The organism is Kitasatospora sp. NPDC056076, from assembly GCF_042266305.1.
GTDB lineage: Bacteria > Actinomycetota > Actinomycetes > Streptomycetales > Streptomycetaceae > Kitasatospora.
The window spans coordinates 25,590-50,672 of the sequence record NZ_JBHJWG010000001.1; the positions used below are offsets into that span (position 1 = coordinate 25,590).

The following is a 25,083-nucleotide window of genomic DNA, read 5'->3' on the forward strand; positions in this document are numbered from 1 at the left end:
CCCCGCCAACCCCGGGATATCCCCCCACCCCACCACCCCGGCCCGGTAGACTGCCCCCGGTGCCGCCGTGATCCATCGCGGACGGCCACCGTGCCTCCTTAGCTCAGCTGGCCAGAGCACCGCTCTTGTAAAGCGGGGGTCGTCGGTTCGAACCCGACAGGGGGCTCAGGGGCGGAGACGCCCGAAGGGCCAGCTCACCGGGGTGATCCGGAGGAGCTGGCCCTTCGTCGTTGCTGCGGTGCTACCCGGGCTGTGCCACGGGCGTGCCAGAAGCGTCCGGCGGATCGTCGTCGTCCCCGAGAGCCTTACGGGCAGCCTCGCCCATCCTGTCGGCGATGGCACGGTCCCGGTCGCTAGTCATGTGCTGGTAGATCAGCGCGGCCCGGGTGGTGCTGTGGCCCATCCTGGTCATGAGCTCCCGGGTGCTGGCCCCGTTCTGCGCGGCGATGTTGTTGCCGGTGTGCCGAACGTCGTGGAAGTGGATGTCCGGGGAGACGCCGGCCTTGGCCTTGGCGGCCGTCCAGTCGTCGCGGAAGTTGCTTCGGCGGAGCTTGCCGCCCCGGGGGCCGACGAAGAACAGGCCATCCTGTCCCTTGGCCGCGTGACGCTCAAGGTGCTGCTCCAGGTCCGGGACGATCAGGTCAGGGAAGGCCACCGGGCGGAAGCCGGCGCGGCTCTTTGGCGCCTTGGTGATGAGCTTGCCGCTGCTTAGCTCGGCCTGGTTGTAGCGGACCCAGAGGAGCCGGGCGTTCAGGTCGACATCCCGGCAGTGGAGCGCGGCCAGCTCACCGAGGCGGAGCGTGGTGAACGCGGTCAGCAGTACGAGCGCCCGCCACTGTGGCTGGATGGCCGCCGCCACGGCGTACACCTCGGGGACGGTCAGGACCGGGCGTTCCGGGACGTCGTAGACGTCGGCGCCCTTGATCCGGCACGGGTTGCGCTTGATCAGCTCGTCGTCCACGGCGGTGGTCATGATGCTGCGGAGGAGCTGGTACGCCTTGACCACGGTCGGCTCGCCAACTCCGTTTTCCAGTAGGCGAGTTCGCCACGTGCGGACGCGGGCGGCCGTGATCTCGGAGATGAACTTTCCGCCGAGCGCGGGCTTGATGTGCAGCCGAAGGACGCCCTCGTACCGCTCCCTGGTGGTGTCCTCCAGCTTGCGTTCCTTGAGCCACTTGTCGGCGAAGTCACCGAACTTGACCTTCCCGGCGTCCGGGTCCGTCCACTGGTCGCGCTTGATGTCGGCCTCGATGAGCGTGAGCGCGACGTCGGCGTCCGTCTTGGTGGGATAGGTCTCCTCGCCGGGACGCATCAGGCCGGTGACCGGGTCGGGGTAGCGGATCTGGAAGCGGCCGGAGGGGAGCTTGCGGACCGAGCCGAAGCGGCGGCGGTTGCCTCTGGAGTTGGCCATCACGCCACCGCCCGCAGGCGACGGGACCGGGTGGCCGGCTGGACGGTGTTCGCGGCCACGTAGGCGGCGAGGGCCGTTTCCGGGATGCGGACGTGGTGGCCGACCTTGACGAAGACGATGCGGCGTTCGGCGATCAGCCGACGGGGGAACCGTTCCCCGCTGGTCTCCCAGGTGCCGAGGCGTTCGGCGACTTCCTTGACGGTCAGCAGGCGGTCCATGCCTGTTCCCCCTCTTCTCGCGCGAGTTGTGCGCGCATCTCCTGTCGGTCGGTGGTGTGGCGTTCGTGCAGGTCCCGGGCGATGGTGGCGGCGAGCAGGGACTCGCCCGGGGAGTTTCCGGCGCCGGCGAAGGCCCAGTGGGCGACGACCAGGGTCTCGGCTTCGGGCAGGTCGTCCAGGTCGGGGAGGCCGGCGGCGAGCAGGCGTTCGCGGAGTTCGGTGCGAGCCTGGTCGGCGCGGTAGTCGGCGCGGACCTGGCGGAGGGCGCCGAGGGTGGTCGAGTAGGTGGGGGACTTGCTGGAGAAGTGGCCGCGGAAGCCGAGCATGTGGGACCAGTGCGCGAGCAGGCGGCCGGGGTAGTGCTGGTCGAGGTCCCAGCAGGCTTCGATCAGGCGGCGGGTGTGGTCGGGCAGTTCGTGCCGGTCGAGTTCGTGGCGCTCCAGGATGCGGCGGTCCACGGTCTCGGTGGTCTCGGCGGACTTGGTGGCGTACTTGGCGATGTAGGAGGCGACGGCCCGCTCCGTGATCTCTCCGTCGGCGAAGGCACCGATCGGGCGGACGTCGACCTGCGTGCCCCACTCCAGGACGCGGGCGGGCTGGTCTCCTCCGGCGGCGACGGGGACGCCGGCGCGGCGGGCGGCGGCACGGATCGCGGCGTCCAGCAGGGCGACGGTGGCCCATGCGGGCGGGGGCGTGTCGGGCCCACCGGGGCCGTCGATGCGGATCACGGCGTGGAAGTGCACGGCCCCGCGGCGCTGGTACTCGGCGACCTTGCCGAACGAGAGCTTCGCCTGCTCCTTGAACTCGTACTGGTACAGCCCGACCATCTTCGCCATGACCCGGAACAGGTAGATCGTGAAGCGGCGCCAGAGGTCGGGGGCGTGGTTGTTCCACAGCACCGCGTGCTCGTACTCGTAGCGCTCCGGGTCGAGCGGCGTGCCCAACAGGGGCGAGCCGGCGGGGTGGACGTGGCCGCAGCGGCAGGTGCCCTTGTCGGGCCGGTTGTGGACCGGGCCGAACGAGGGGGCGGTGAGGGTGGCGAAGACCCGGGGGTGGGAGCGGACCGTGGTCGGGACACCCTTGGTCTGGTCTCCGGCAAGTCCGGCGCGGATCAGGTGGAAGGTGTCCGCGGAGTAGGTCCGGGCGCAGGAGGGGCACCGGGAGGCCCGGCGGTTGCCGCAGGCGACCTTGAGGCGTCCGCCGGGTTCGTGGTCGGTGGAGTAGCGGTGCCAGACGGCGCCGGTCGGGGCGTGGGTGAGGGTGCGGAAGCCCTTGAGGTGCATCGGGTTCGAGCAGCCGCCGGTGCGGCGGAGCTGGTCGTGGAGGCGGGGAAGGTCGCCTCGGGAGGCGAGGCGGGCCAGGTCTGCGAGGGCCAGCCGGTCCGGGAATTGGTGGAGCACGGGGCATCTCCTGCGGGAGAGGGCCCCGGAGCCGGGTGGTCGAGCGGCTCCGGGGCGAGCGGCTCAGGACGGGTTGGCGGGCTTCTGGTGGCGGTCGAGCCACTCTTCGGCACAGACCTTGTGGACGGGCTTGCCGCGGTCGGAGCGGAGGTTGGTGGGCTTGTCACAGACGCCGCAGGGTTCAGGCTTCGGAGCCCAGTGCTTGGAGTCGCGCCAGTCGAGGAGGGCCATCGGTCAGGCCGCCTTGGCGGCGGTGGCCAGCGGGCGGGCGACGGCCCCGGTGCCGGTGCAGGTCTGGCAGGTGACCGGGACGGTGGCGCGGGAGCCGTCGCGCAGGCGGACGCCGGTGGCGATGGCGACGGAGGCGAAACCGGAGCAGTTCGGGCAGATCCGGCTCGGGGTGTGGTTGTGCTGCGGCATGATGGTGGTCTCCTTCGTGGGCTTCGGTTCGGGAAGGGGTTGCGGCCTCGGGGCGGCGGGATGCTTGGCGGCGTGTTGCCGCCCCGGGGCCGGTCTTGGAATCAGCGGCGGCGGGTCGTGCGGCCGTCGCGCTTGTGCGCGTACATGTCCCGGTCAGCGGAGGCGAGCGCGTCCGTGAGCGAGACGACCGGCAGCTCGGTGACGGGGCAGATGCCCACCGAGGCGGAGGCCGGGAGTGTGAAGCCGGCGTACGGGACCGGCTGGTCGAGGGCCGCGCGCAGATCGGGCAGGCGCTCGGGGGCGTCCAGGGCGACGACGGCGAACTCGTCTCCGCCGAGGCGGGCGGCGATGCCGGTACGGCCGCACCAGGCGGACAGGCGGTCGGCGGTCGCGGTGAGCACGGCGTCGCCGGCGGCGTGGCCGTAGGTGTCGTTGGTGGCCTTGAAGTCGTCCAGGTCGACCAGCAGCACCGAGGCGCGGTCCGGGTGGTGCTGGGTCAGCCGGTGGGCGCGGGCGGTGAAGCCGTCGCGGGTGTGGAGCCCGGTGAGCGGGTCACGGCGGCTGGTCGCGAGGCGCTGGTTCAGCCAGGCGGCGTGGGTGGTCCATCCGATGAGCGGCACAGCGGCGGCGAAGGCCGTGGGGAGATCCATGGTGGTCCTCCGTAATGGGCGGGCGTGGATGGGGGTTGCGATCTCCGGGGCGGCGGGATGCTGGCGGCGTGTTGGCCGTCCCCGGGGAGGTCAGAGGCCGAGGCGCTGGGCGCGGGCGGCGGCCCGGTCGAGCAGCTGATGGATGTCGGCCTGGCGGGTGGTGGGGCGGTCGTTGTACTCGTCCGGGGACCGGGCGGGTCGGCCGGTGGAGTGCAGAATCTCCATGACCTGGACGCGAGCGGTGGTGACGGTGGCCGGGGTGCCGTAGCCGTGGGCGAGGACGGCGGCCTGGGCGCCGAGGAGGCAGACGCGGCCGGTCGAGTCCCACATGGCGCCCTGGAGCCAGCCGAAGGCGCCGATGTAGCGGGAGGTGAGCCGCAGGTGGCCGGCGGCGCTCACCGGGACCGGGCGGGCCGGGCGGTGGGTGAGCCGGTCGAGGAGCGTGAGCCGCGGCACCGGGTAGCCGGCGTTCCAGGCCTGGACGGTGGAGCCGAGCGGCGAGACGTACGGGACCGCGGTGCGGGCCGGGGCGGGCAGCGAGGCCAAGTACGCCTCGATCTCGGCGACGAGGCCGGAGCCGTCGACGGTGACCAGGGGCGGCAGGCGGACGGTGGTCTTCATGGCCAACTCTCCTTCCTGGCTTGCTACTTGTTGGTCTTGTTGACGACGGACACGCCGTCGCGGGTGGTGTTGTCGATCAGCGGGGCGGCGGAGGTGTCGGCGAGGTAGAAGCCGAGGAGGACGAAGGCGGCGACGACCCACCAGCGCAGTCGGAGGTGCCGGACGATGAGCCACGCGACGATCGCGAGGACGACGATGAACGGCAGCTGGATGTTCACCAGGTGGGCCTTTCAGACGAGTTCGGCGACGAGGGCCGAAGCGAGCGGGTCTTGGACGCCGAGGCGGGCGCGGAGCGTGGCGGCGTCGATCGGGGTGCCGGTGCGGGTGCGGTGGTCGTCGGCGACCTTGCGGGCGTGGTCGAGCAGGAACGCCGGGACCGCGGGGGCCGGGGCCAGCACCGGAGTGGGAACCGGCACGGGCACCGGGGTCGGTACCGGGACGGGAGCCGGTTCGATCGCCGGGACAGCCGCGGGCGGTTCGACAGGCTCCGGCTCGATGACCGGTTCGGTGATCGGCTCGGTAGCCGGGACGTAGAGCGGCTCGGCTTCCTCGGTCTCGGTGTCGTCCGGTTCGAGTTCCACCACCGGGGCTTCGTCGGCGGGCGCGGTGGCCGAGTGGGCGAGCAGGGTGCCGCCGAGGAAGGCGGCGGCGGGCCAGCCGGCGACCAGGACGCGGAGCCAGGCCGGGGCGTTGCCGAGGTCGAGCAGTCCGGCGGTGCCGACGTTGGCGCCGAGCGAGGCCGCCAGGGCGATGATGAACCAGCACCAGGCGAGTCGGCGGGAGGTGCCGGAACGCATCCGGCGCCAGGCGGCGACGAGCAGCAGGTCCACGGAGACCGGGTAGGCCCAGGACTTCCATCCGGCCTGCCCGGCGGCCGCGGCGAGGTCGTGAAGGTGGGCGAAGGACAGAGCGGCGGCAATGATCGCCTGGGCCAGTACGGCGTCCAGCTTGGGGAGTCGGCGCATGGCGAGCCCCGTCAGAGCTGGTTCTTGTCGAGGGAGAAGAGCAGGACCGTGCCGCCGGTCAGATCCGGCCGGCGCTGGGTCAGGTGGGTGATCGCCAGGTTGAACACGTCGGCGCGGGTCATCCCCGGCGTCGGCGTGAGGGTGTCCGAGAACGTCGCGCTGGCGGTCCCGTTGTTCGTGGTCCGCTGGATCGTGAGGACGCAGTGGTAGGTGTCCTGCTGCATTGCTGTCTCCTGTGCGGGGTGGGGGTCCTGCTACTTGGCGCCGGTCGACCGGCGGGTGACGGTGAGGTAGAGGCGACGCTGGCCGGAGTCCTTGGCGGGGTACTCCTTGACGTCGTGCACGTGCCACAGCCGGCAGAGGTCGGCGACGATGAACGGGACGTCGTTGACGTCGCAGATCACGCGGATCTGGATCACAGCGACACCTCCAGTGCGACGCCGGTGCCGAGGCAGTCGAGGCAGGTGGCTTCCTGCTCGGCGATCCGGCGGCGACGCGCACCCCGGCCGGCGTACACGGTCTCGGTGATCTGGCCAGTGCCCTTGCAGGGCTCGCAGGGTGCGGGCTTCGGCGGCGCGGTGCGCTTGCGGGCGGCCACCCGGGTCACTCGCTGTTGCGCTGGGCGCGGTCGGCGGCGGTGCGGGCTTCGCGGGCGATCTGGGCAGCGTCGCGGTCGTCCGGGTTGGCCGCGGCGATGCGTTCCAGCAGATCGGCCTTCTCGGCGAGCAGCGGGCCGGTGTCGCCCTTGCTGTCGCGGGAGGCCTTGAGGTGACCGAGGAAGGCACCGATCTCGGAGATGGACGGCTTGCGGGACACGGGGTGGATCTCCTTCGGATAGGCATGGCAGGGGTAGGGACTTGGCGCGAAAGCGGTCGCGTCAGCCGGTGGGTGAGGTGCCGCTACTTGCCGAGCGAGACCGGGATCAGGTCCGGCGGCGCCGAAGGCATCGGCGGGATGGTGAGAGGGGCAGTGACCTGCGGGCGGAAGGCCGCCAGACGGTCCAGGTTGGGCGTCAGGTGCGCGAACTCGGTGCAGCGCGCGGCGACTTCGGCGAGCGAGCGGTACGGCGTGCGGATCTCGGACCAGAGGCCGGAGGTGTCGCCGGCGACGGCCAGGCCGGGCATGTCCGGGCTGATCTTCGTAGCGGCGACGACGGCGGCGTCGGAGACATCCCCGAGCCCCATCTTCGCCGTCTCCAGGTCGTTGACCCGGTGGACGGTGCGACCGGTGAGCTGGGAGCGGAGCAGGGTCGCGCCCTTACCCAGCTCCGAGCCGAAGCGCTGGCCCGCGATCTCCAGGAAGATGCCTGCGGCGCGGGCGAGTTGGGCGAGCCGGATGAGCGCCGTGACGAGCTGGTTCCGCCGCTCCTCGTCGGCCTTGCTGGCGACCAGGAAGAGTTCGGCGATCTCGTCCACCAGGACGACGATCGGCACCGGCCGGATCTTCTCCGGCAGGCCCCAGATGTCGGCGGTCACGTCCTCGGCCGCCACCGACCCGGGAACACCCTGGTGATCACGGATGAGGTCGTACCGGTCGTCCATCTCGACCAGCAGCGCGAGCAGCAGCCCGAGCGCTTCGCCCTGGTCAGTGGCCAGAGCGGACAGCCGTGGTGCGAACGGGCGCTGTTCGACACCGCGCTTGCAGTCGATCCCGACCAGGGCGACCGGCTGAGGGGCGAGCCCGTGGATCAGGTTCCGGGTGAACATCGACTTGCCGGACTGGTTGGCGCCCAGGTTCAGCCCGTTCGGAGCCTGCCGGTAGTCCCGGTGGTGGACGGTGCCATCGGCCCGCAGCGCGACCGGAACCCGCAGCAGCTCACGGGACTTGGCCGTGGCCCGACGCGGCATGCGCACGTTGCGAAGTACGTCGAAGCCGACGATCCGCAGTTCCACCACCCCGGGCTTGACCTCCGAGACGTGCACCGCGTGGACCTCCCAGGCGTGCCGAAGCCGCTCAGCCGCATCGGCCATGTCCTTGGTCTGCTGACCCCGGGCGAGCCGGAGCCGAACCCGCAGACCGGTCGAACTCACCTGCATGCTGCGGATCTTCGGCATTGCGGGCTTCGCCGGCCGGTTGGTGGCGGACGAGGCCATGGCGCGCCAGAACGAGGGTTCCACGGTGAGCCCGCAGGCCTCCATGACGTTCTCGTAGTCGTGCCGGATGCGGTGGATGGTCAGCGGGATGCCGACCGTCGCCCAGTACGTCCGGGGCATCTTGGCCTTGGCGTAGAGGACGCCGGAGCCGACAGCGGCGGCGGGGGCGCTCAGCTCCAGGAGCGCGGCCGTGAGGGCGTCCACGGCGATCAGGCGTTCGCGCCGGCGAGGACCGGGGCGGCGACCGTCACCGCGTCGGCCCGGAACGCGATCCCGGAGCGCTTCTGCCCGTTGAACTCGCTCTCCCACGGCCGGGCGATCAGCCGGGTCAGCGCCACCAGCATGCCCGGTGCCAGGCCCTCCGGGACGCCCGGCTGCGGCACGGTCAGGGACAGGATGTCGGCCTCGCCGTTGGCCACGAACGTGACGTCGAGGGTGACCAGCATCGCGCCGGTCTCGGCGTCCACGGCCGGCTCGCCGGTCTGACGGTTCTTGAGCTTCGGGCGCGGCGCCTGGGCGACCATCACCAGCGCGGCGGTCGTGTCGACGGGGATGAAGCGCATGAGCTGGGCTCCTTCATCTGGCACCGAGGGGGATTCGTCGTCCTCGGAGCAGCCTCACCACGGCAGATACCGGGCGTCATCAGCACATCCTGAGATCTTGTCCTCAAGTCCTCATTAGGAGTTGCTGTGGTGAAAACTATGACGGCTCCTCAGCTAGTCGTCAACACCTCTTTAGGACTTAGGATGGGCGGGAGACCACGACAGGACGGTGACCAGCACCATGGCCAACCAGTACGAGCGGATCGCTGCCGATCTCAGGCGCCAGATCGAGGCCGGCGAGCTGGGGCAGGGCGACCGGCTACCGGCAGAAACGGCGCTCGCCGATCAGTACCGGGTGAGCGTGCCGACCGTCCGCCAGGGCGTCGGAGTGCTCGCGGCCGAGGGACTGGTCGAGAAGCAGCATGGCCGGGGCACGTTCGTCCGCCGGCAGCCGACCCCGGTCAAGCGGGACAACCTTCGCCACCAGTGGGAAAAGGACCGCGCGCGCGAGCCCGAGGCAGAGCGGCTGAAGACCGGCGCCACCGAGCACGACACCGGGCTCACGGTGAACGACCTCGTGTTCGACGCCAAGTACGCGCAGATCCCGGCGAGCACCGATCTCGCGGCAGCCTTCGGGGTGCCCGAGGGAACCACGCTGCTGGAACGCACCTACCGCACCCGCTACAGCGAGGAGCGGGCACCGTTCAACGTGTCCCGGTCGTACCTGCTCCTGGACCTGATCTCCGGGAACCCTGACCTGCTCCGCGAGGACCAGGAGCCGTGGCCCGGCGGGACGCAGAACCAGCTCTTCACCGTCGGCATCGAGCTGGACCACATCGTGGAGACCTTCCGGGCCCGGCCGCCGACGCCGGAGGAGACGGAAGAACTCGGTCTGCCGGTGGGTGTGTCGGTGATCGTTCTCCGGAAGACTTGCATCGACACGACGGACCGCGTGGTGGAGATCGCCGACGTAACGCTGCCCGGCGACCGCACCGAGATGGTCTACACGACCCAGCTGAGCAGGTGGTGAGCATGACCAATCTCGTAACCGTCATCACGGCCGTCCACGGACCGAGCGCCGAGTATCTGGGAGACGCCTACAAGTCGCTGCTCGACCAGGATCTTCCTGCCGGGTGGGACTGGCAGTGGGTGATCCAACAGGACGGCGAGACGGACGACGTGGCCCCGCACGTTCCGGACGATGCGCGCATCAGCTTCGGCCAGGGGCGGCACGGTCGGGCGGGCATGGCGCGGACCATGGGCCTGTCGCGGGCCACCGGACAGTTCGTGAAGGTGCTCGATGCCGACGACCAGCTTCCCGCAGGCGCGCTCGCTCGTGACGTTGCGGTGCTGACCAGTCGGCCGGATGTGGCGTGGACGACATCGCGCGTGCTCGACCTCTTGCCGGACGGCAGCACGGTCGGCTTCGACCAGGACCCGCCGGCTGGGCCAATCGAGCGGGGCGAGGTGCTGGCCCACTGGAAGGCCCACGACTTCCGTGCTCAGGTGCACCCGGCGACGCTGTGCGTCCGGCGAGACCTGCTGCTCGCGCTCGGCGGGTGGATGGCGCTCCCGGCGTCTGAGGACACAGGGCTCCTACTGGCGCTCAACGCGGTCAGCCGTGGGTGGTTCATCGAGGAGACCGGTCTCCTGTACCGCAAGTGGCCTGGGCAGAGCACGCACCAAGCGGCGCACAGCCAGGAGATCGAGCGCGCGGCCCGCATGGCGGTCATCCAGGCCCGGGCCGAGTCGCTTCTCGCCCTGGACACCTGGCGGTTCGAGGCGGCCTGACGGCTTTGGCCTCACCGGGCCCCGGCGACGGACAGAACCCGTTGTCGGGGCCGAGCTGTCTCTACTCCGGATCGGCCGGCGTCGAGGAGCGAGGGGTGGGCAGGATCAGGCCTCGATCGGAGTGCCGACGATGGGCGAAGAGCCCGTTGACACCGAGGTCAGCGCGAGCCTCATCGTGGAACGCGTTGATCGCCCGGAACGCCTCGGCATGCAGCTCACGCCATTCCACGAGGGTGCCGTTCACCAGTCCGCGGGCCCGCCAGTCGATCTCAAGTGTCGCGACGTTCACGGCGTGGCCAGCTTCGATGACAGGCTCCCCGGCCAGCATCATCAACCGCTCAAATGCCAGTGCCCGGCGGCGTTCGCATTCGGTGAGGTCGATCAACAGCTCATGCTCGGTGCGAGGCATTGACCGGAGATCCTGGGCCACCTCGTAGGCCAACACGGCCGCGTAGATGCAGGCCCGAACGGCAGCAACGTACTCGACGTAGGCGTCCAACTTCCTCTCATCCCAGCGTGTTCGGAGCCCGTCCCGACGCTTGCTCCGCTCCATCAGGTTGTTCGTCGCGTACGTGGTCAACCCGCCGAGCACGACAGCGGCGATGGTCACTAGCTGGGTGATCGTATCCATGGCCCCCGGACCGAGATGTGAACAGCAGTCAGATCAGAGCTTGCCGATGATAGGCGGCCGACCCGGCCCCGAGGCAGGGAGCAGACGGGGAGTGAGGAGGTGTGGGGGTGAGGATCGCTGTTACGAGTTTCTCTACTGATTCAAGCACCTCGCTCCGCTCGGCGGGAGGTGGGCGGAGCCCAAGGGGAAGGCACATCACGGCGGATCTGAGATCCGGCGTTGATTCCCGGCCTCCTGAACTACTGGAACAGCAGCCTCACACAAGGTTCGGGGTGACCGCGCAAAGCGCGGCGGCGCCGGCCTTCTCCGGCGCGCGCCCCGCCTCCTGTCTGCGCCCCGGCTGGGGCTTCGCCGTCGGCGGCCGCGCCCGATGGGCGGAAAGCTAAGGCCGGGGCGGGTACGGACAAGACAAGACTTCCCCCGCAGCGGAGGAGGGAGCGCAAGGTGCAGCTCAGAACCCACCCCGCCGATGACCGCGGCCCGGGGTCGCGCAACGAGCATCAGAGCCATGGGGCGCCGCCCCAAACCCCGGCCCTCCTCGGAGGGGACCAGGGGCATGCTCCTGGGTGCGGCTTCGACGGGGTGATCGTGGGCGGGTCGCGGGAGGCCCCCTCATCGACCGGTCACCCAAGGGCGTACCCGGAACCTCCTGGGGCCGCCAAGGCCAAGCGCAAGCGTCACCGGGTGAGCCTTGGCGGCCCCAGGAGAACCCGGGTGCGGCGAAGCTGCCCGATCGAGGAGGGGACCACCCGCTCAGCCCGAATCATGGCCGCAGGCCAGCTGCCATGGCGGTTTCACCCCACCCTGGCCCGGCTCGAACACGGCTGGTCCCCTCCACAACAGGCCGACGCTTAGGGGTGTGGGCATCGACCGACGCAGGGCATTCGCAGTGTAACGCCGTGCCACAGGCGTGCCAGAACGGGCGGTACGTGGCGGCGAATCGCGGGTGCCGGCGGCGAGGCAACCCGGGAACCGGCAGGGTGGACGAGCCGCAGGTCACGCCAGGTGTCGAACGACTGTCCTTGTAAAGCGGGGGTCGTCGGTTCGAACCCGACAGGGGGCTCAGCTTCCGGCGCAGGTCAGAGCGCCGAAGAACGCAGAACGCCCCGGGCCGTGATCGGCCCGGGGCGTTCTGACATCTCCGGATGACATCAGTCGGTCTTGCGGCGGCGCTTCAACAGGCGGTCCATGTGGCTCATCGCCTCGCGCTGCCTCTCCTGCACCACGTGCGTGTAGATCTCCATCGTGACGGCGATCTGGCTGTGGCCGAGGATCGCCATCAGGTCCCGGGGCGCGACGCCGGCGGCGGACAGGAGCGTCGCGCACCCGTGCCGGGTGTCGTGCAGCCGGATCGGCGGCAGGGACTCGGCCTTTGCGACCCGCGTGAACGAGCGGGTGAGGTTCCGCGGCTCGATCGGCTGGCCCGTCGCCGTGGTGAAGACGGAGCCGGACTCCGGCCAGTCCTTCCCCGCCGCCAGCCGCTGGCGTCGCTGCTCGGCCTGCCGCAGGCGCTGCCAACGAAGGGGAGCGACGCACATCATCGGGAGCGGGATGACTCGCTGGCGGCGCGACTTCGGGGTGTCCTCGTACAACTCGCCATCCCGGCGCTGGAGTTGGCGCCGGACGGTCAGGGTGCGGTTCTCCAGGTCGATGTCGGACCAGTGCAGCCCGAGGATCTCCCCCCGCCGCAGGCCGAGCGCAACGGCGAGGACGAACGCGGCGTACAGCGGGTCCTGCCGGGATCCCTCCAGGAAGACCAGCGTGTCGTCGAGGCTCCAGGGCTTGGTCACTCGGTACTCCACTCGCGGGGCTTGGACGAGCTTGGCGACGTTGCGGGTGATCAGTTCGTCCCGCACGGCGGCGGAGAGCGCCGTGCGGAGCACGAGGTGCGTCTCCTTGGCGGTGGCCGTCGACACCTTCTTGGTCACGATGCTGATGAGCTTGCGGACGTCGGCGGTGCCGAGCTTCTCCAGGCTCTTCGAGCCGAGCACCGGCACGAGGTGAAGTCGGATGTGCATCTCGTACTTGTCGTACGTCGTCCGCTTGCGCTGGGGCTTGATGAAGTGCTCCAGCCAGTAGGGGAGCCACTCGGCGAGCTTGGCCGACCGGGTGGGCGTCGGGACGCCCTGCCGATCGCGTCGGACGAGTTCCTGGCGCTTCTCGTCGCACTCCGTCCAGGTCTTGCCGTAGACGAACTTGCGTGCCCGGGTGCCGTCGGGCTGGGGGACGTAGACGGCGGCCTGGTACCGGCCGTCCTTGCGCAGGGTCACGGTGCCGGCGCCATTGGGGTTGCGCTTCTTCACCATCAGGCGGCTTCCTCCATCTTGGTGCGGACGTAGTCGTGCAGGGCGGTCACGGGGATGCGGCGGGAGGCGCCCTCTTTGAAGCTCGCGAGCTTCTTCGAGCGGATGAGGTCGTAGACCTTGCTGCGGCTCAGCCGCAGCGCCTCCATGACTTCCGGGACTTCCAGAGCGAGGGGCGGGATGGTGCTCACGTGTGCTCCCTGGGCGGTGGCGTGGGGCCTCTCGTGGTGCGGGTTTGTCCGAGGTGCGGATTTCTGCGTCATCGCGTCATCTGCGTCATTCGGGTCTGTGACCTGCGGTTTTGCGTGACGCAGTGAGCGGGGTCTGCGTCACCGGTGCGTCATCGGCCGCGTCATCGAGGTGACGCAGGTGACGCAGGATGACGCAGCGGCCGTCGTCTGCGTCACCCTCTTCGGCGCAGGTCAGGGGCCGTTTCCGGGCCCGTGTGACGCAGGTGACGCAGCGTCTTCCTACTTAGGAAAAGGAGGGGGCTGTTGTTGTAGTTAGGCGTGCCTTAGAGCGTGAAGAAGGAGCCGCTGCGCGGCGCGATTCTCAGGCGGCTTCGCCGACAAGCAAGAAGAGCACCCGTCCGGGACGGAGCCGGGTGCTCTTCTTGCTTGTCCGTGGGGGTCAGAGCAGCCGGGTCTGCTCATGCTCGACGGGGGCCGCCGGTCGGGCCATTTCGAGGTAGCGGCGTTCCTTCGTACGGCCGGAGTCGATGAGGACGCCCCGGGCCGCGAGGGTGGGCTGCAAGCGCTTGAGCCGGTCGGACAGCACCTTGCCGGTGGTCGGCCAGCCTTTGGGCAGGGGGCGGAGTTCGTCGCCGCTGTAGAGGCGGCTGAGGCACTGCAGCCACTCCGTGGACGACATGCGCTGCGCCTGTCCCGGGGCGATGGTCTCGGCGTGCTGGAGGACGGTCTGCGCCAACAGGTCGCCCTCGATGACGTCGTCGTTGAGGTCGTCCAGGCTGGCCCGGTAGGCGGCGAGCGATCCGAAGCCGGTCGCGGCGTCGAGCTGCGCGCACAGGTGCGCGAAGTCGGCCATGCGCAGGTCGGTCGGGGTCTCGGCTTCGGCGGCGCGGACCTTGACCGCGAGGTCGAGCAGGGACCCGAGGACGACGGGCAGCACCTCCGCGTACTCCGCCCACAGCTCCGCCTCGGTGCGCCGGATGCTGGGGCGTTCCAGCCGCAGGGGCAGCAGGCGTTCGGCGAGGTCGGGCCGGATGACGCCGACGTCGATGCCGGTCAGCAGCAGCGGCCGGCGGTAGGCGGAGCGGTGGACGTCCCCGTCGGTGAACAGGGCGCGCTTGACGGACTCGGCGCCGGTGACGATGCAGCACATGGCGTCGGACAGGTCCGGGCCCATGTGGGAGAGGTTGTCCAGGGCGGTGACCCACCCGGCCGCCACGGCGGCGATCAGGTCTTCCTCGCCTTTCGGGGCCCGGCGCAGGTCGCCGCTCATGCCCTCGATGATCCGCACCAGCATCCGGCCGCCAGTGGACTTGCCAGCGCCCTGCGGGCCGGTGAGGAACGGGGCGGGCACGGGCACGGACGGCCCCAGGCAGCCGATCAGCCAGGCGATCGCGAGGCACTCGGTTGCCGCGTCGGCGAAGTTCGTCAGCCGGAGCAGCAGGTCGATGCCCTTGCCGTCGGTGTCCCGGGCGGGCAGGGGGAGTTCGCCAGTGAGCTGGGTGCGCCGCCAGCACACCTCACGCGGGTCCGGGACGGTGATGTCCCAGCCCGTGGGGTGGATGCGCACGGACTGCCCGTCGGCCCGGCCGAGGTCGAGCCACGTGGCGCCGTCGAACCCGGGAGCGACCCGGATGTGGACGGGCTGCACGTCCTCGGTCAGTGCGAGCGCTTCGATCAAGTCCAACGCCTCCTTGATGGCGGTGCCGTTGAAGACGCCGCGCCCGTCCTTGAACAGGCCGGCCATGAGTTCCTGGCGGTGGCTGCCGGTGGTGCCCTGGGAGCGGATCGGCCGGGCCACGGGGTGGCCGGTGCGCTGGGCGTACACGGCGCCGTCGGTGGTGCGGAAGTACCGGAAGTGCTGGCGGGCGTAGTCGGCGACGACCTCACGCGCCGGGGTCTTCTCGTCCTCGGCCACGGCTACATCCCCAACCTGGCAAGGGCGTTGGCCCATGCGTCGGCGCAGTGCCGGGGCGATTCGCCCTTGGCCTGCGCGGCGGCGAACAGCCGCTCGGTGTGCGCCTCGGTCAGGCACCCGCACCGGCCGTGGGTGGAGAGCACGGCGAGGAACGTCGCGAACACCGTGGCGTGCACCGCGCTGGGCGCCTCGGTGATGCGCTGCTCGGCCATGGCGAGTCCGCGGTTCAGGTAGGCCGGGGTGCGGTGCGGGCACGCCCCGCCGGCGGCCGGAGCGGGAACGGTCACGGGCCGGACCGGAGCAGGCTGCTTCACAACCAGGTCGCGTACGGCGTCCGGCAGGGTGGTGATGGTGCCGGTGCCGGGGCCGAGCCACCGGGCGTACTGCATGGCCGACTTGATGTCCACGTCGGGCCGGACCGCGTTCCGCGAGGGCATGACGCCCTGGTAAATCCAGTGCTCTCCCCGAGTGGTGCGCACGATCCGGGTGGCGGGCAGGGTCTCGCGGGCCCAGGCGATGGCCTCGGTGTTGTCGAGGTCGACGACGGTCCACCCGGCGCCGCCGGGGTGGTAGGCCACCGCCGCCGCCTCGCGCCACGCCCGCGCCCAGGCGGGGGAGGTGAGGACGTCGGGGTCGGTGGTGGCGGCGGCCCAGCCGTGGCACGGCTTCGGGCAGGCACATGGGCCGGGGGTCTTCATGTTCGGCCGGCCGCCGCACGCGTTGCCGCTGCAGCGCCGGCAGTTGCCGAACGTGGCCTTCCCGGCCCGCAAGGGCAAGGCAGGCACGCCGTCGGCGGCCAGGGAGAGCGCGGTGGACAGGTGCTCTCCCCGGATCGGGGGCAGATGGGTCATGCTGGACTCCTCCAGTTGTGTGCTGGATTGGCGGCGGCCCCGGTTCTTGGCGGAAGGGGGCCGCCGTTGTCGTTCGCCGCGTTCGCCTCGGCGCAGACCTTGTGGGAAGGCCTGCGGTGGTCGTCCCGCAGCGGGGTGGGGCGACCGCACCAGCGGCACGGGCGGTCGCCGGTGCGGTCGTAATGGCGGGCGTCGCGCCAGTCCAGAAGCACCGCGCGCCGGGCGGGCTAGCGGACGGGGTGCAGGTCGATGACCAGGGCGGTGGCGTTATCGGCCCCGGTGGGGTCGGCGCGCACGGCGAGGTCGGTGATCCGGCGGGCGACGGGCCCAGGGGCGCCGGCGAGAAGCGGGGCCGGGACGGCACGCCCGTCGCGGTGCCGGGGGGAGCCGTCCGGGCTGGGCGGGGGCAGGGTACCGGCCTGCTCGTGCGGCAGGTAGGCGCCGTCCGAGGCGAGCAGGAGGCGCCGCAGCCCGGGACGGGGGCCGAAGTCCACGGTGACAGTGTCGACGCGGCCGGTGAGGTGGCACAGCGACGAGGTCAGTCGGTCGCTGTCGGCGGGCTCGGGGTCGCGGCCCTCCCGGCGGCTGGTGGTGGCCTCGTTGTGGTCGACCGTGAGGAGGTGGGCTCGGCCCCGTTCGGCGAGGTAGGCGCGGCAGTCCCCGGCCCAGGCGATGTGCAGGCGGCCGGCGGGGGTGAGGACGGCGACGATTGCGGCAGCGTCGGCCGGCCAGTCGCGCGGGTGGTTCAGGGTGGCCCGGTCGGCGTGGAGAACGGGCCGAATCTGGCGGATGGCGGCGCCGGGGTCGCCGAGTCGGGCCGCCGCCCGCGCGAGCGCGAGGGAGGTGGTGCGGACCCAGGCCGCGGTGTGGACGCGGTCGCCGATGCCGTCGAGCAGCACCCACGCCCGGTGACCGGTGTCGGCGTTGTCGTCGTAGGCGGTGGCGTCGGCCTGGTAGGTGCGGCTCCCGATGTGCTGGGAGGCCGTCTGGCGGGTGGTGAACACGGGGCGCCTCCAGGGCTTGGCGGGTCCGGTCTGTCCGGTCCCCCGCACCGCCCGGGCCCCGTCGCTGGCTGCGGCGGCGGTTCGGGTGGCACGGCCGGTCGGGCAGGTCAGTACTCCTGGCCGGTCTGGTGGGCGACGTAGCCGGGGCAGTACGAGTCGTCGCAGTCGCAGCCGCCGCACTCGTTGCAGATCTCTTCGCTGCACTCCTCGCACCACTCGTGGCCGGGGCAGTCGTCGGACGCGCAGTCGTCGCAGTAGGACATGGGGTTCTCCAAGGTCAGCGGTTGCGGTTGGTGATGTTGACGCTCACGTTCACGGCGCCCCCGCCGCCCCGGCCGCCCCCGCCTCCGCTGTTCTTGAGGAGGTAGAGGACGCCGAGGGCGGCGACGAGCAGGCCGAGGCCGGTGGTGGCGGCGGCGAGGGTCTGGAGCAGGAAGCCGAGCCCGAGTCCGCCGGCGCCGATGCCGATGCCGCCGGCGAGCAGGCGGGCGGGCCATGGGTCCCGGGCCGGAACGGCGGCCGTCGCCGGGAGCGGGGCGGGGGCCACCGGGGCGGGCAGGTAGGTGAGCCCGGGGTGGTGGATCGGCGCGGGGAGCGGGGTGGGCGGGTGGTAGAGGGCGAGGGGCGCGGGGGCGGGCTGGTGGGCGTAGTAGGGGGTGCCGTCCGGGGTGTAGAGCACCGTGGGGACGGCGGGCTGCGGGGCGATGTGGTCCACGGTGCGTCTCCCGTCAGGAGGTGTCAGGGCAGGCGTCAGAGCGGGGTGTCAGACGGTGTCAGGGGCCGTCTGACACCCCGTCTGCCTAGGGGAATGGGTGTCAGGGGGTGTCAGGTGTCAGGGGGTGTCAGACCAGCGCCGGGGAGGGGACGATCCGGTACCGGCCGCCCTTCGCGGTGGCCACCAACCGGCCCTCGTCCACGAGGCGGCGGAACTCACCGGAGACCCACGGGCGGGAGCGGCCGAACTGGGCGGCCTGCTCCATGACGTCCTTCGGGCCGATCACCATCACGCCGGCCTGCTCGAAGGCGGCCACGATGGCGTCCATGGCGGCCCGGGCTTCCTCGGGGGTGAAGTCCGGGTCAGCCGACTCGGGGCCGAAGGCGATGCCGGCCATGCTGTCGGGGACCGGGGGGAGTTCGGCCTGCGGGTCCAGGTCGGCGTCCTCCGGGTCCACCCGCCCGTCGGCGTCGGCGTGGGCGTCGCCGTCGTTGTCCGGGGTGGCGTACACGCTGTCCTCGTCCTCGTCGGCGGTGCCCTGGTGGCGGTCGGTGTAGGCCTTGCCGGCGGTGGCGGCGGCGGCCTTCGCGGTGACGGGATCGACGCGGGCGCCGTTGCGCACCGCCCAGGCGGCGAGCTGTTCCATGACGCGGGCGGCTTTGCCGGTGAAGCGGAAGGTGCGGCCGGGGGAGCTGTAGCGCTGCTCTTCGACGCCCGGGGTGACGAGGTAGCAGTAGCCGGGGCGGCGGTTGGCCCAGGCGCCGGGGTGGGCGCCGGCGTCCAGGACCGGGCCGGGCAGGGCCATGCCCTCGTCCCGGGCGTCCAGGCCGAACACCAGGGCCGACGGCAGGCTGGCCCGGGTGCTGGTGCTGATCTGGTCGTGGCTGGGCCGCTGGAGGGAGATGACCAGGGCGGCGCCGGCGGCGCGGGCGAGCTGGGCGATCTCGGTGAAGCCCTCGTCGCCCATGAACCGGATGGTGGCGGCGGCCTCCTCGAACCAGCCGACCAGGAACGGCATCCCGGGGCAGCCGCAGGCCCGGCCCTTCTGGCACGAGTGCCCGGGGTCGTCCTGCTGCTCGGCAGCCGCGGGGACCCACTGGCGGTAGCCGTGGGCGCCGAGCCAGCGGGTCCGGGCGGGGATGACGGCCTGGAACGCGGAGACCATGGTCTCGGTCTCGGCGCCACCCTCGACGGCCCAGTCCAGGCCCGGCCGCAGCGGGCCGAAGTCCTGGAAGCTCTTGGGGTCGGACAGCCAGACGATGACGTCCCGGCGGCCCATGATCTCGGTGAGAACGTTGAGCGCGCCGTCGCCCTTGCCGGAGCCGGTCATGCCGAAGATCCCCAGGTGGGTGCCGTTGCGGCCGGCCTCCGGGTCGCCGGGCAGCCACAGCATGAGCGGGGAGCCGTCGTCGTAGCGGCCGATGACCAGCGGCTCGGCGATGGAGCCGCCGACGTTGGTGGGCATCTCCCACTCGACCACCTCGGCGAGCATGTCCCGGGGCACCACGACCAGCTCACCGCGCCGGGCGGAGTCGGGGTCGGGCAGGTAGCGCACGGCGGTCGGGGCGACGTCCAGGCCCGACGCGATGTTCGGCAGCGCCCGGGTGACGTCCTCGTTGGTCATCTCCCCAGCAGGGAGGGTGAGTTCGGCGGTGACGCGGTTCGGCTCCACCTCGGTCTTGCGGATCTTCGCTCCGGCGAGCTTGACCTTCTCCAGCAGCGAGCCGTCCGCGTTGTCGGCGGCCTGGACGGCGTCGGGGTTGCGGCGCATGACCTGGCGGATGTTCCAGGACAGGGCCACGACCGGGCCGCCCATCAGGAAGGCGTCCGGCAGCGGCCCGGCCGTCGGTCCGGCGAGCGCGGCCCCGGTCACCCACGCCGAAGCCGCGGCCACGGTCACGGCGGAGTGCAGACGCCGCTGCGGGCCCGTGCGCTTGCCCGCCCACCAGGTCATGCCGGTCAGCGCGACGGAGCCCAGGGTGAGGCCGACGCCGGCCGCCGCCGAGCCCTGCCACTCCAGGGACCCGGCGGACCCGGCGATCCCGACCATGCCGGTCAGGATCCACGGCGGGGTGTAGGGCTTGGCCCGGTGCGCCAGCCACGCCAGCACCTGCTTGCCGGTGCTGGCGCCTTCCAGGTTCTCCCGGTGCTGCAGCTCCGGGTCGGTGCTGTCCCTCTTCGACATGGCGTGGCTTCCTCTCAGAACTGGAACGGGCGGCGTTGCTGCTGCGCGGGGCGGGGGGTCATGACGTCGGCGTACTCGCGCTGGAAGGCGGCCCAGGCGCCGGCGGCGTCCTTGGCGGCGTCGGCGAGGGCGTCGGCGGCCTTGGAGACCTTCTTGGCGACGGCGCGGGCGCGCATCTTCGCCTTGAACGCGTGGTCGCCCGGGACGGGCGGGGCCTGCTCCAGCGCGGCCTTGAGGATCTCGGCCCCCACCTCCACCTCGATCGCGGAGTAGGCGGCGAACGCGCGCAGCGCCTCGCAGTAGGAGCGCACGTCGGCGGCCGAGTAGAACGCGGGCTCCGGCAGGACCAGGGGCGAGGTGCGGTCCACGCCGGTGCCGGGGTTCGCGGCGGCGCCCGGCCGCGGGGCGCCGCCACCGCCACCGTTGGTGGTCTTGTTGAGGTTGATGCTGATCCCCGGGGCGAACGTCGCCCCGGAGCCGAAGCCGTTGCGGTTGTTGTTGCCGCCGGCGTTGTTCGCGCCGCTGTTCGGCGACGTGGTGTTCACGCTCATTGCGGTGCCTCCCCTGCGGGCCGGGACTGTCCCGGCTCCCCGCCCCCACCCGACCCGTGAACGGGGCGGGCGAGGACAGGCAGCCGTCAGGCCGAGACGATCAGGGCGGCGCAGGTCTCGAAGGCGTGGTGCCAGGCCTGATCGAGCAGGTAGGCGCCGTTCAGGCCGTGGTCGGCCATCCGCACGAAGGCACCCTTGCCGGTGGCGTCCGCAACGCGGCGCAGAGGCGCGCGCCGGTCGGCGACGTAGTGGCTGGCCGCGCTGAGCGCCAGCGCGGCGGCCACCGGGCCGGGACGCAACCGCAGGCCCAGCAGGCGGGCGCCGCCGAGCAGAACGGCGCCCTGGACGGCGGTGTAGGAGGCGACGTGCGCGGCGCAGGCCCAGCGGCCGGCCGCCCCGTCCTGGCCCTTGGTGGTGGCCTGGTGGTCGCTCTGGATCCAGTGGTCCGCGATGTCCGCCGAACCCCGGAGCAGGGCGTAGGCGGCGGCGAAGCGGGCCGCTCGACTGGTGGTCATGCTGGGCTCCTTCAACGCTTGACGGTCGGCTTGGCCAGGTCGCGGTGGGTGAGGCGAACGGGCACGCCGGTCTTGGACAGGCGGTTGGCGAGGGCCATGGCGACGGTGGCGGCGCGGTGGCGCCCGCCCACGCAGCCGACGGCGATGGTCAGCGGCGCCTCGATCGGTCCGGCCTCGTAGGCGTCGGCCACCAGCGCGGTGGCGGCGATCAGCTCCCGGATGCCCGGGGTGGTCAGGACCGCCCGCCGCACGGACATGTCGGCCGCCGTCAGGTCGCGCAGCGCCGGGTCGACGTGCGGGTCCTTGAAGTGGAGCCGCAGGTCGAGGGTCACGTCGGCCACGGGCGGGGCACTGTGCCCGTAGCCGAACGAGATGACGTCGATACTGGTCAGGGCCATGACTGGGTTCTCCTTGCTGAGGATCAGCGGAGCAGGTCAGGGGAGGGTGGTTCAGGCCGCGAGGGCGGCGGGACCGGCGTGCTCGGCCGGGCGCAGTTCCTTGTAGAGGGCGGCGACCCATCCGGCGGACCAGCCGGTCAGGTCGACCGCCCGGCGCTGCGGGATGCGGGCCACGACGCAGTCCTGGACCTTCATCCGGGCCTGCTCCTCGGTCAGCCGCTCGTCGACGGCGGGGGCGGTGAGGAGTTCCTTCCGGAGTCGCTCGATCTCCCGCTCGGCGTCCTGCTCACGCTCGCGCTCACGGCGCTCACGCTCGCTCACCTCGCGCTCACGGCGCTCACGGTTACGCTGCTCGGCGTCCTGTCGGCGCTGCCGTTCGTCGCGGTCGGCGGCCTCTCGGAGGGCCCGTTCGTCGCGTTCCTCGCGGGCCATGCGCTGCTCGTGCTCACGCTGCTCGCGGGCCGTCTGCTGCTCGCGCTCATGGCGCTCACGGTCACGCTGTTCGGCCCGGGCGAAGTCGGCTAGCCGGTCCTCGCGTTCCTGCTTCCGGCGCTCCTCCTGACGGCGGTCGCGCTCGGCTCGCTCATCGCGCTCACGGGCCGCTCGTGCGGCCAGCGCGGTGGCGATCGCCCGCCGGTAGGCGAGCGAGGTTTCCGCCGTGACGATCAGCAGCAGCGGTGCCACCGCGTGGACCGCTACCCCGACCCGATCGTGGTCCAGGGCGGATTGACCCACGTTGAGCAGCACCGTCATGGCGCCGGTCATCCAGCGCAGCACGACCGGCCACCGGCCGCCGTCGCCGTCGAGGCGGGCGAGCGTGCTGTCCATGCGGACCACGATCACCACCGCCGCGTCCACGACCAGCGGCAGGATCGGAGCCGTCCACTCCCACCCCTTCGGGCTGTGTCCGGACATCAATGGGGTCACCGTGAGCATGCTGTACAGGACCGCGCCCAGCGTGATCGTCCACGTCCCCACGGCCAACGCCTTCTCGGCCGAGCGGATCTGTTCCAGGCTCGTCGGTACCCTCACCGCGACCACCGCCCGGCGCCCCGTGAGCGCTTCGTGAGCGAGCGGTGAGCGGCTGTGAGCACCGTGAGCGCGCGGCCCGCCATCACGCGGCCACCCGCCCGACGTGGGCGGTGCGGCGGATCATCGCGGGGCGCCGCAGCGGCACCGGCGCCATGCTCAGCAGGCGCTCGGCGTAGGCGGCCAGCAGCGGGTCCGCCCGGCGCAGGTCCGCCACGATGTCGGCCGCGGCGTCCATCCGGGCCGCACGCTCGATCTCGCTCTCGCCGGGGACCCCGATGAACAGCTCCGAGTCCACGCCGAGCGCCAGCTCCGAGAGCTCGTCCTTCGTCGCGGCCGTCTGGGCTGCAACCATGTCCTTCACGGGTCTACCTCTCCTCCATGGGGGCGGGCCCGAGGGCCGCCGCGCGTTCCTTGGCCGGAGCGCGGCGGCCCGTCTCGTTGGGGCCCGGGCCACTCGAACGACACGAGTAGCCACGACCCCCGGCACCGGCCCGCAGTCATGGATGCGAGGGGGTGTCGAGGGCCGTGGTCACTGGTGAAGCTGGGGGTTGGTCTCTGGACGCGGTCCTGGCTCGCTCCGGGGAGATCCCTTCCGGAGGTCGTCGCCGGCTCAATGTCGCCGCGTCGTTCTTTCGAGAGGCCAGTAGCTCCTCTCAGTCGGCTGCGTGTCCCATGTACGGCCGCCGTCTTAAGGGCGGGCCGAGGTGTCAGGGCGTGCGCCCCTTCTCTGCCGACTGGTCTCCACTCACCCCGACCGGCGTGGTCACGGAAGGACTGCGGTGGTGGATCACTCTCTTGAGTTGTCGGTGGTGCATTTGTGCAGGTCGCGCCCGTCTTTAGGCGCAACCCAGCACGTGCATCTTGTCCCCATTGAGCCTCTGGCTCAACTGGTAGGTACCAGCTGCAGAACATGATGCTGCCCTCACAGAGCGCAATCGTCAAGTCCCCTGGTCCAACATGTAGGGACCAGTTGACTGGATGCGTCATGATGGAGGTATGAGCACCCAGCCGCTGTACCGTCGCGTGGCCGACACCCTCCGGAACGAGATCAGCTCTGGAGCTTTCACGCCCGGCGCCCGCCTACCGTCCGAGCGCGACCTCTGTGAGCGCTTCGACGTCTCCCGGAACACCGTCCGTTCGGGCCTGAACGTGCTCGTCTCTGAGGGCCTCATCGCACCCAGCCAGGGACTCGCCTACGAGGTCAGGTCGCATGAGGTCTTCAACCTGAACGCATCGCGCTTCGAGAACCTGACGTTCCCTCAGAACGGGGATGCCTACAGCACCGACGTGACCCAAGCCGGTCGTCAGCCGCACCAGACCTTCCGCGTCGAGATGCAGCCTGCGCCCGCCGAGGTGGCAGGGCAGCTCCGCATCTCGGAGGGGGCAACGACGGTTCTGCGCTTCTGCCACCGCTTCGTAGACGGGGTGCCGTGGTCGACTCAGGCCACGAACTACCCGATGTGGCTGGTCGAGAGGGCTCCGCGTCTGGCCGAACCGGGGGACATCGACGAGGGGACGACCCGGTATCTGGCGGGCATCGGGGTTGAGCAGGTGGGCTACTTCGATGACATCTCGACCCGGATGCCCACGCCTGAGGAGAGCAGGCTGCTCCAGACGGGCTCCGGTGTTCCGGTCCTCGTCTGGCGCCGCACCGGCTACTCCTCAGACCAGCCGATCCGCTGCACGACCACGACGCTTCGCGGGGATCTGAACCACATGAACTACGAGATCGGCAACCTGGCTGCTCTGGACGGCGAGAAGTGATCATCGAGACCGCCAGGCCTGCTGACCTTGAGCACCTGCTCGCCTTTCGACGCGAAGCGGGCGCCTGGCTCCAGACTCTTGGAAGTGACCAATGGAGCCGCGGCTACCCCGCCGACAAGCTGCTGGCCACGATCGACGCCGGCGTCGTCTTCATGCTGCGCGACGGCGCGGAGACGGCCGGAACCATAACGGTGACCCCGGAGGCCGAGCCGGGGCTCTGGACCGCCGCCGAGCTCGCCGAGCCGTCCCGGTTCGTCAACAAGCTGACCGTGTCGCGCGCCTACGCCGGCCACGACATCGGCGGACGCCTCCTGAACTGGGCTGGCGAGCGCGCCGCCAACGAGGGTGCCGTTTGGCTCCGGCTGGACGCCTGGACCACGAACGAACGCCTGCAGCGGTACTACCTGGAGCACGGGTTCACCCACGTGCGGACCGAGCGGGAGGGTGGTGCTGTGAACGGCGGTCCACGCGTGTCGGGATGGCTGGCCCAGCGCGCCACGGGCTCGGCCGAGCACGGCTTCACCGACGAAACCCTGCGCGCCGTAGCCTAATTGGCGCCGGGCCCGGCAGCTTCACGCTGTCGGGCCCCCGAACTTGCGAGCGCCCGGCCGGGCCTGCGCCGGGTGGCGCTGACATCACTTCCCGACATCAACACGCCAGGACGCCGATGCATCCGGACGCCCTCGTGAGCACTCTGATTCGGCGGGCTGGATGCGTCCGGGCCGGTCCTCGATGAGGGCGCTTGATCTTGTAAAGCGGGGGTCGTCGGTTCGAACCCGACAGGGGGCTCCGTGGCGGAGACGTCGGAGGGGCCGACTCGATCATGATCGAGTCGGGCCCACCCTGCGTGGGGGCGGCCGTGGGGGGCGTGGTGAATAGGTGGCGGCGGCCGGGGGGCCCCATTCCGTAGGCTCTTA

The 25,083-nt window shown here is 71.4% G+C and carries 33 protein-coding genes and 1 tRNA gene; 5 read left to right on the forward strand and 29 right to left on the reverse strand.

Annotation, left to right across the window (positions count from 1 at the left end; translation table 11 throughout):
* The first annotated feature begins 92 nt into the window (after positions 1 to 92).
* Positions 93 to 166 (forward strand) — tRNA-Thr (locus tag ACFC1T_RS00135).
* A 75-nt stretch (positions 167 to 241) separates the two neighbouring features.
* On the opposite strand, the gene ACFC1T_RS00140 is transcribed toward ACFC1T_RS00135, so the two are convergent.
* From ACFC1T_RS00140 to ACFC1T_RS00210, 15 genes are all read right to left on the reverse strand, one after another.
* Positions 242 to 1,411 carry a tyrosine-type recombinase/integrase gene (locus ACFC1T_RS00140; RefSeq protein ID WP_375881523.1) on the reverse strand — a complete coding sequence of 390 codons (1,170 nt, stop codon included), beginning with the start codon at positions 1,409 to 1,411 and terminating at the stop codon, positions 242 to 244.
* Entirely contained in the window at positions 1,411 to 1,629 is a 219-nt protein-coding gene (locus ACFC1T_RS00145; protein WP_375881525.1) for an excisionase family DNA-binding protein, read from the reverse strand. The genes ACFC1T_RS00140 and ACFC1T_RS00145 overlap by 1 nt, the downstream gene beginning before the upstream one ends.
* Positions 1,614 to 3,029, reverse strand: a complete 1,416-nt coding sequence (gene repSA / locus ACFC1T_RS00150; protein ID WP_375881528.1) for a replication initiator protein RepSA — start codon at positions 3,027 to 3,029, stop codon at positions 1,614 to 1,616. The genes ACFC1T_RS00145 and repSA overlap by 16 nt, the downstream gene beginning before the upstream one ends.
* 63 nt (positions 3,030 to 3,092) lie before the next feature.
* Entirely contained in the window at positions 3,093 to 3,260 is a 168-nt protein-coding gene (locus ACFC1T_RS00155; protein ID WP_375881531.1) for a hypothetical protein, read from the reverse strand.
* 3 nt (positions 3,261 to 3,263) lie between these two features.
* Complete coding sequence (locus tag ACFC1T_RS00160; RefSeq protein ID WP_375881533.1) at positions 3,264 to 3,449, reverse strand: hypothetical protein; 186 nt, start codon at positions 3,447 to 3,449, stop codon at positions 3,264 to 3,266.
* Between the two features lie 101 nt (positions 3,450 to 3,550).
* Complete coding sequence (locus ACFC1T_RS00165) at positions 3,551 to 4,099, reverse strand: GGDEF domain-containing protein (protein WP_375881535.1); 549 nt, start codon at positions 4,097 to 4,099, stop codon at positions 3,551 to 3,553.
* 90 nt (positions 4,100 to 4,189) lie between these two features.
* Entirely contained in the window at positions 4,190 to 4,720 is a 531-nt protein-coding gene (locus tag ACFC1T_RS00170; RefSeq protein WP_375881537.1) for a hypothetical protein, read from the reverse strand.
* Positions 4,721 to 4,743: 23 nt separating this feature from the next.
* A complete protein-coding gene (locus ACFC1T_RS00175) occupies positions 4,744 to 4,938 on the reverse strand; it encodes a hypothetical protein (protein WP_375881540.1) in 195 nt (64 codons plus the stop codon).
* A 12-nt stretch (positions 4,939 to 4,950) separates the two neighbouring features.
* Entirely contained in the window at positions 4,951 to 5,685 is a 735-nt protein-coding gene (locus ACFC1T_RS00180) for a DUF2637 domain-containing protein (RefSeq protein WP_375881543.1), read from the reverse strand.
* An 11-nt stretch (positions 5,686 to 5,696) separates the two neighbouring features.
* Positions 5,697 to 5,909: a hypothetical protein gene (locus tag ACFC1T_RS00185; RefSeq protein WP_375881546.1), complete on the reverse strand. Its 213-nt coding sequence runs from the start codon at positions 5,907 to 5,909 to the stop codon at positions 5,697 to 5,699.
* A 30-nt stretch (positions 5,910 to 5,939) separates the two neighbouring features.
* The gene (locus tag ACFC1T_RS00190) at positions 5,940 to 6,104 is read right to left on the reverse strand and encodes a hypothetical protein (protein WP_375881548.1); all 165 of its coding nucleotides are present in this window, start codon (positions 6,102 to 6,104) and stop codon (positions 5,940 to 5,942) included.
* Positions 6,101 to 6,283, reverse strand: coding sequence for a hypothetical protein (locus ACFC1T_RS00195; RefSeq protein WP_375881551.1), 183 nt, complete (start codon positions 6,281 to 6,283; stop codon positions 6,101 to 6,103). The genes ACFC1T_RS00190 and ACFC1T_RS00195 overlap by 4 nt, the downstream gene beginning before the upstream one ends.
* A gap of 5 nt (positions 6,284 to 6,288) precedes the next feature.
* The gene (locus ACFC1T_RS00200) at positions 6,289 to 6,501 is read right to left on the reverse strand and encodes a hypothetical protein (protein WP_375881554.1); all 213 of its coding nucleotides are present in this window, start codon (positions 6,499 to 6,501) and stop codon (positions 6,289 to 6,291) included.
* Between the two features lie 83 nt (positions 6,502 to 6,584).
* Positions 6,585 to 7,988: an FtsK/SpoIIIE domain-containing protein gene (locus ACFC1T_RS00205; protein ID WP_375882314.1), complete on the reverse strand. Its 1,404-nt coding sequence runs from the start codon at positions 7,986 to 7,988 to the stop codon at positions 6,585 to 6,587.
* Positions 7,988 to 8,341, reverse strand: coding sequence for a hypothetical protein (locus ACFC1T_RS00210; RefSeq protein WP_350517620.1), 354 nt, complete (start codon positions 8,339 to 8,341; stop codon positions 7,988 to 7,990). Before ACFC1T_RS00210 ends, ACFC1T_RS00205 begins: the two co-directional genes overlap by 1 nt.
* 220 nt (positions 8,342 to 8,561) lie before the next feature.
* Here ACFC1T_RS00210 and ACFC1T_RS00215 point away from each other — a divergent pair, with 220 nt between their 5' ends.
* Positions 8,562 to 9,350 carry a GntR family transcriptional regulator gene (locus tag ACFC1T_RS00215; protein WP_375882317.1) on the forward strand — a complete coding sequence of 263 codons (789 nt, stop codon included), beginning with the start codon at positions 8,562 to 8,564 and terminating at the stop codon, positions 9,348 to 9,350.
* Positions 9,351 to 9,352: 2 nt separating this feature from the next.
* A complete protein-coding gene (locus tag ACFC1T_RS00220) occupies positions 9,353 to 10,111 on the forward strand; it encodes a glycosyltransferase family 2 protein (protein WP_375881557.1) in 759 nt (252 codons plus the stop codon).
* Positions 10,112 to 10,172: 61 nt separating this feature from the next.
* On the opposite strand, the gene ACFC1T_RS00225 is transcribed toward ACFC1T_RS00220, so the two are convergent.
* The 14 genes from ACFC1T_RS00225 to ACFC1T_RS00290 form a co-directional block, all read right to left on the reverse strand.
* Positions 10,173 to 10,721: a hypothetical protein gene (locus ACFC1T_RS00225; protein ID WP_375881560.1), complete on the reverse strand. Its 549-nt coding sequence runs from the start codon at positions 10,719 to 10,721 to the stop codon at positions 10,173 to 10,175.
* A gap of 1,172 nt (positions 10,722 to 11,893) precedes the next feature.
* On the reverse strand, positions 11,894 to 13,048 hold the full coding sequence (gene xerC, locus ACFC1T_RS00230; protein WP_375881563.1) for a tyrosine recombinase XerC: 1,155 nt from the start codon (positions 13,046 to 13,048) through the stop codon (positions 11,894 to 11,896).
* Positions 13,048 to 13,236: a helix-turn-helix domain-containing protein gene (locus tag ACFC1T_RS00235; RefSeq protein WP_375881566.1), complete on the reverse strand. Its 189-nt coding sequence runs from the start codon at positions 13,234 to 13,236 to the stop codon at positions 13,048 to 13,050. Before ACFC1T_RS00235 ends, xerC begins: the two co-directional genes overlap by 1 nt.
* A gap of 439 nt (positions 13,237 to 13,675) precedes the next feature.
* The gene (locus ACFC1T_RS00240) at positions 13,676 to 15,151 is read right to left on the reverse strand and encodes an ATP-binding protein (RefSeq protein WP_375881568.1); all 1,476 of its coding nucleotides are present in this window, start codon (positions 15,149 to 15,151) and stop codon (positions 13,676 to 13,678) included.
* Positions 15,152 to 15,153: 2 nt separating this feature from the next.
* On the reverse strand, positions 15,154 to 16,002 hold the full coding sequence (locus ACFC1T_RS00245) for a DNA primase (protein WP_375881570.1): 849 nt from the start codon (positions 16,000 to 16,002) through the stop codon (positions 15,154 to 15,156).
* Positions 16,003 to 16,229: 227 nt separating this feature from the next.
* Positions 16,230 to 17,006, reverse strand: a complete 777-nt coding sequence (locus ACFC1T_RS00250) for a PP2C family protein-serine/threonine phosphatase (protein WP_375881573.1) — start codon at positions 17,004 to 17,006, stop codon at positions 16,230 to 16,232.
* A gap of 107 nt (positions 17,007 to 17,113) precedes the next feature.
* Complete coding sequence (locus ACFC1T_RS00255; RefSeq protein ID WP_375881576.1) at positions 17,114 to 17,269, reverse strand: hypothetical protein; 156 nt, start codon at positions 17,267 to 17,269, stop codon at positions 17,114 to 17,116.
* Between the two features lie 14 nt (positions 17,270 to 17,283).
* Positions 17,284 to 17,721, reverse strand: a complete 438-nt coding sequence (locus ACFC1T_RS00260) for a hypothetical protein (protein ID WP_375881578.1) — start codon at positions 17,719 to 17,721, stop codon at positions 17,284 to 17,286.
* 127 nt (positions 17,722 to 17,848) lie between these two features.
* Positions 17,849 to 19,906, reverse strand: coding sequence for a plasmid transfer protein TraB (traB, locus tag ACFC1T_RS00265; RefSeq protein WP_375881581.1), 2,058 nt, complete (start codon positions 19,904 to 19,906; stop codon positions 17,849 to 17,851).
* A 14-nt stretch (positions 19,907 to 19,920) separates the two neighbouring features.
* Entirely contained in the window at positions 19,921 to 20,457 is a 537-nt protein-coding gene (traA, locus tag ACFC1T_RS00270) for a plasmid transfer protein TraA (protein ID WP_375881584.1), read from the reverse strand.
* 86 nt (positions 20,458 to 20,543) lie between these two features.
* Positions 20,544 to 20,972 carry a hypothetical protein gene (locus tag ACFC1T_RS00275; protein ID WP_375881586.1) on the reverse strand — a complete coding sequence of 143 codons (429 nt, stop codon included), beginning with the start codon at positions 20,970 to 20,972 and terminating at the stop codon, positions 20,544 to 20,546.
* Between the two features lie 11 nt (positions 20,973 to 20,983).
* Positions 20,984 to 21,370 carry an ATPase gene (locus tag ACFC1T_RS00280; protein WP_375881589.1) on the reverse strand — a complete coding sequence of 129 codons (387 nt, stop codon included), beginning with the start codon at positions 21,368 to 21,370 and terminating at the stop codon, positions 20,984 to 20,986.
* Between the two features lie 51 nt (positions 21,371 to 21,421).
* Positions 21,422 to 22,402 (reverse strand): DUF2637 domain-containing protein, encoded by a 981-nt coding sequence (locus tag ACFC1T_RS00285; protein ID WP_375881591.1) that lies wholly within the window; start codon positions 22,400 to 22,402, stop codon positions 21,422 to 21,424.
* Positions 22,403 to 22,484: 82 nt separating this feature from the next.
* The gene (locus ACFC1T_RS00290) at positions 22,485 to 22,754 is read right to left on the reverse strand and encodes a hypothetical protein (RefSeq protein ID WP_375882319.1); all 270 of its coding nucleotides are present in this window, start codon (positions 22,752 to 22,754) and stop codon (positions 22,485 to 22,487) included.
* Positions 22,755 to 23,398: 644 nt separating this feature from the next.
* Between ACFC1T_RS00290 and ACFC1T_RS00295 the strand changes: the two genes are divergently transcribed.
* Positions 23,399 to 24,166 (forward strand): GntR family transcriptional regulator, encoded by a 768-nt coding sequence (locus ACFC1T_RS00295; protein ID WP_375881594.1) that lies wholly within the window; start codon positions 23,399 to 23,401, stop codon positions 24,164 to 24,166.
* Positions 24,163 to 24,717, forward strand: a complete 555-nt coding sequence (locus ACFC1T_RS00300) for a GNAT family N-acetyltransferase (RefSeq protein WP_375881597.1) — start codon at positions 24,163 to 24,165, stop codon at positions 24,715 to 24,717. Before ACFC1T_RS00295 ends, ACFC1T_RS00300 begins: the two co-directional genes overlap by 4 nt.
* Positions 24,718 to 25,083: the final 366 nt, after the last annotated feature.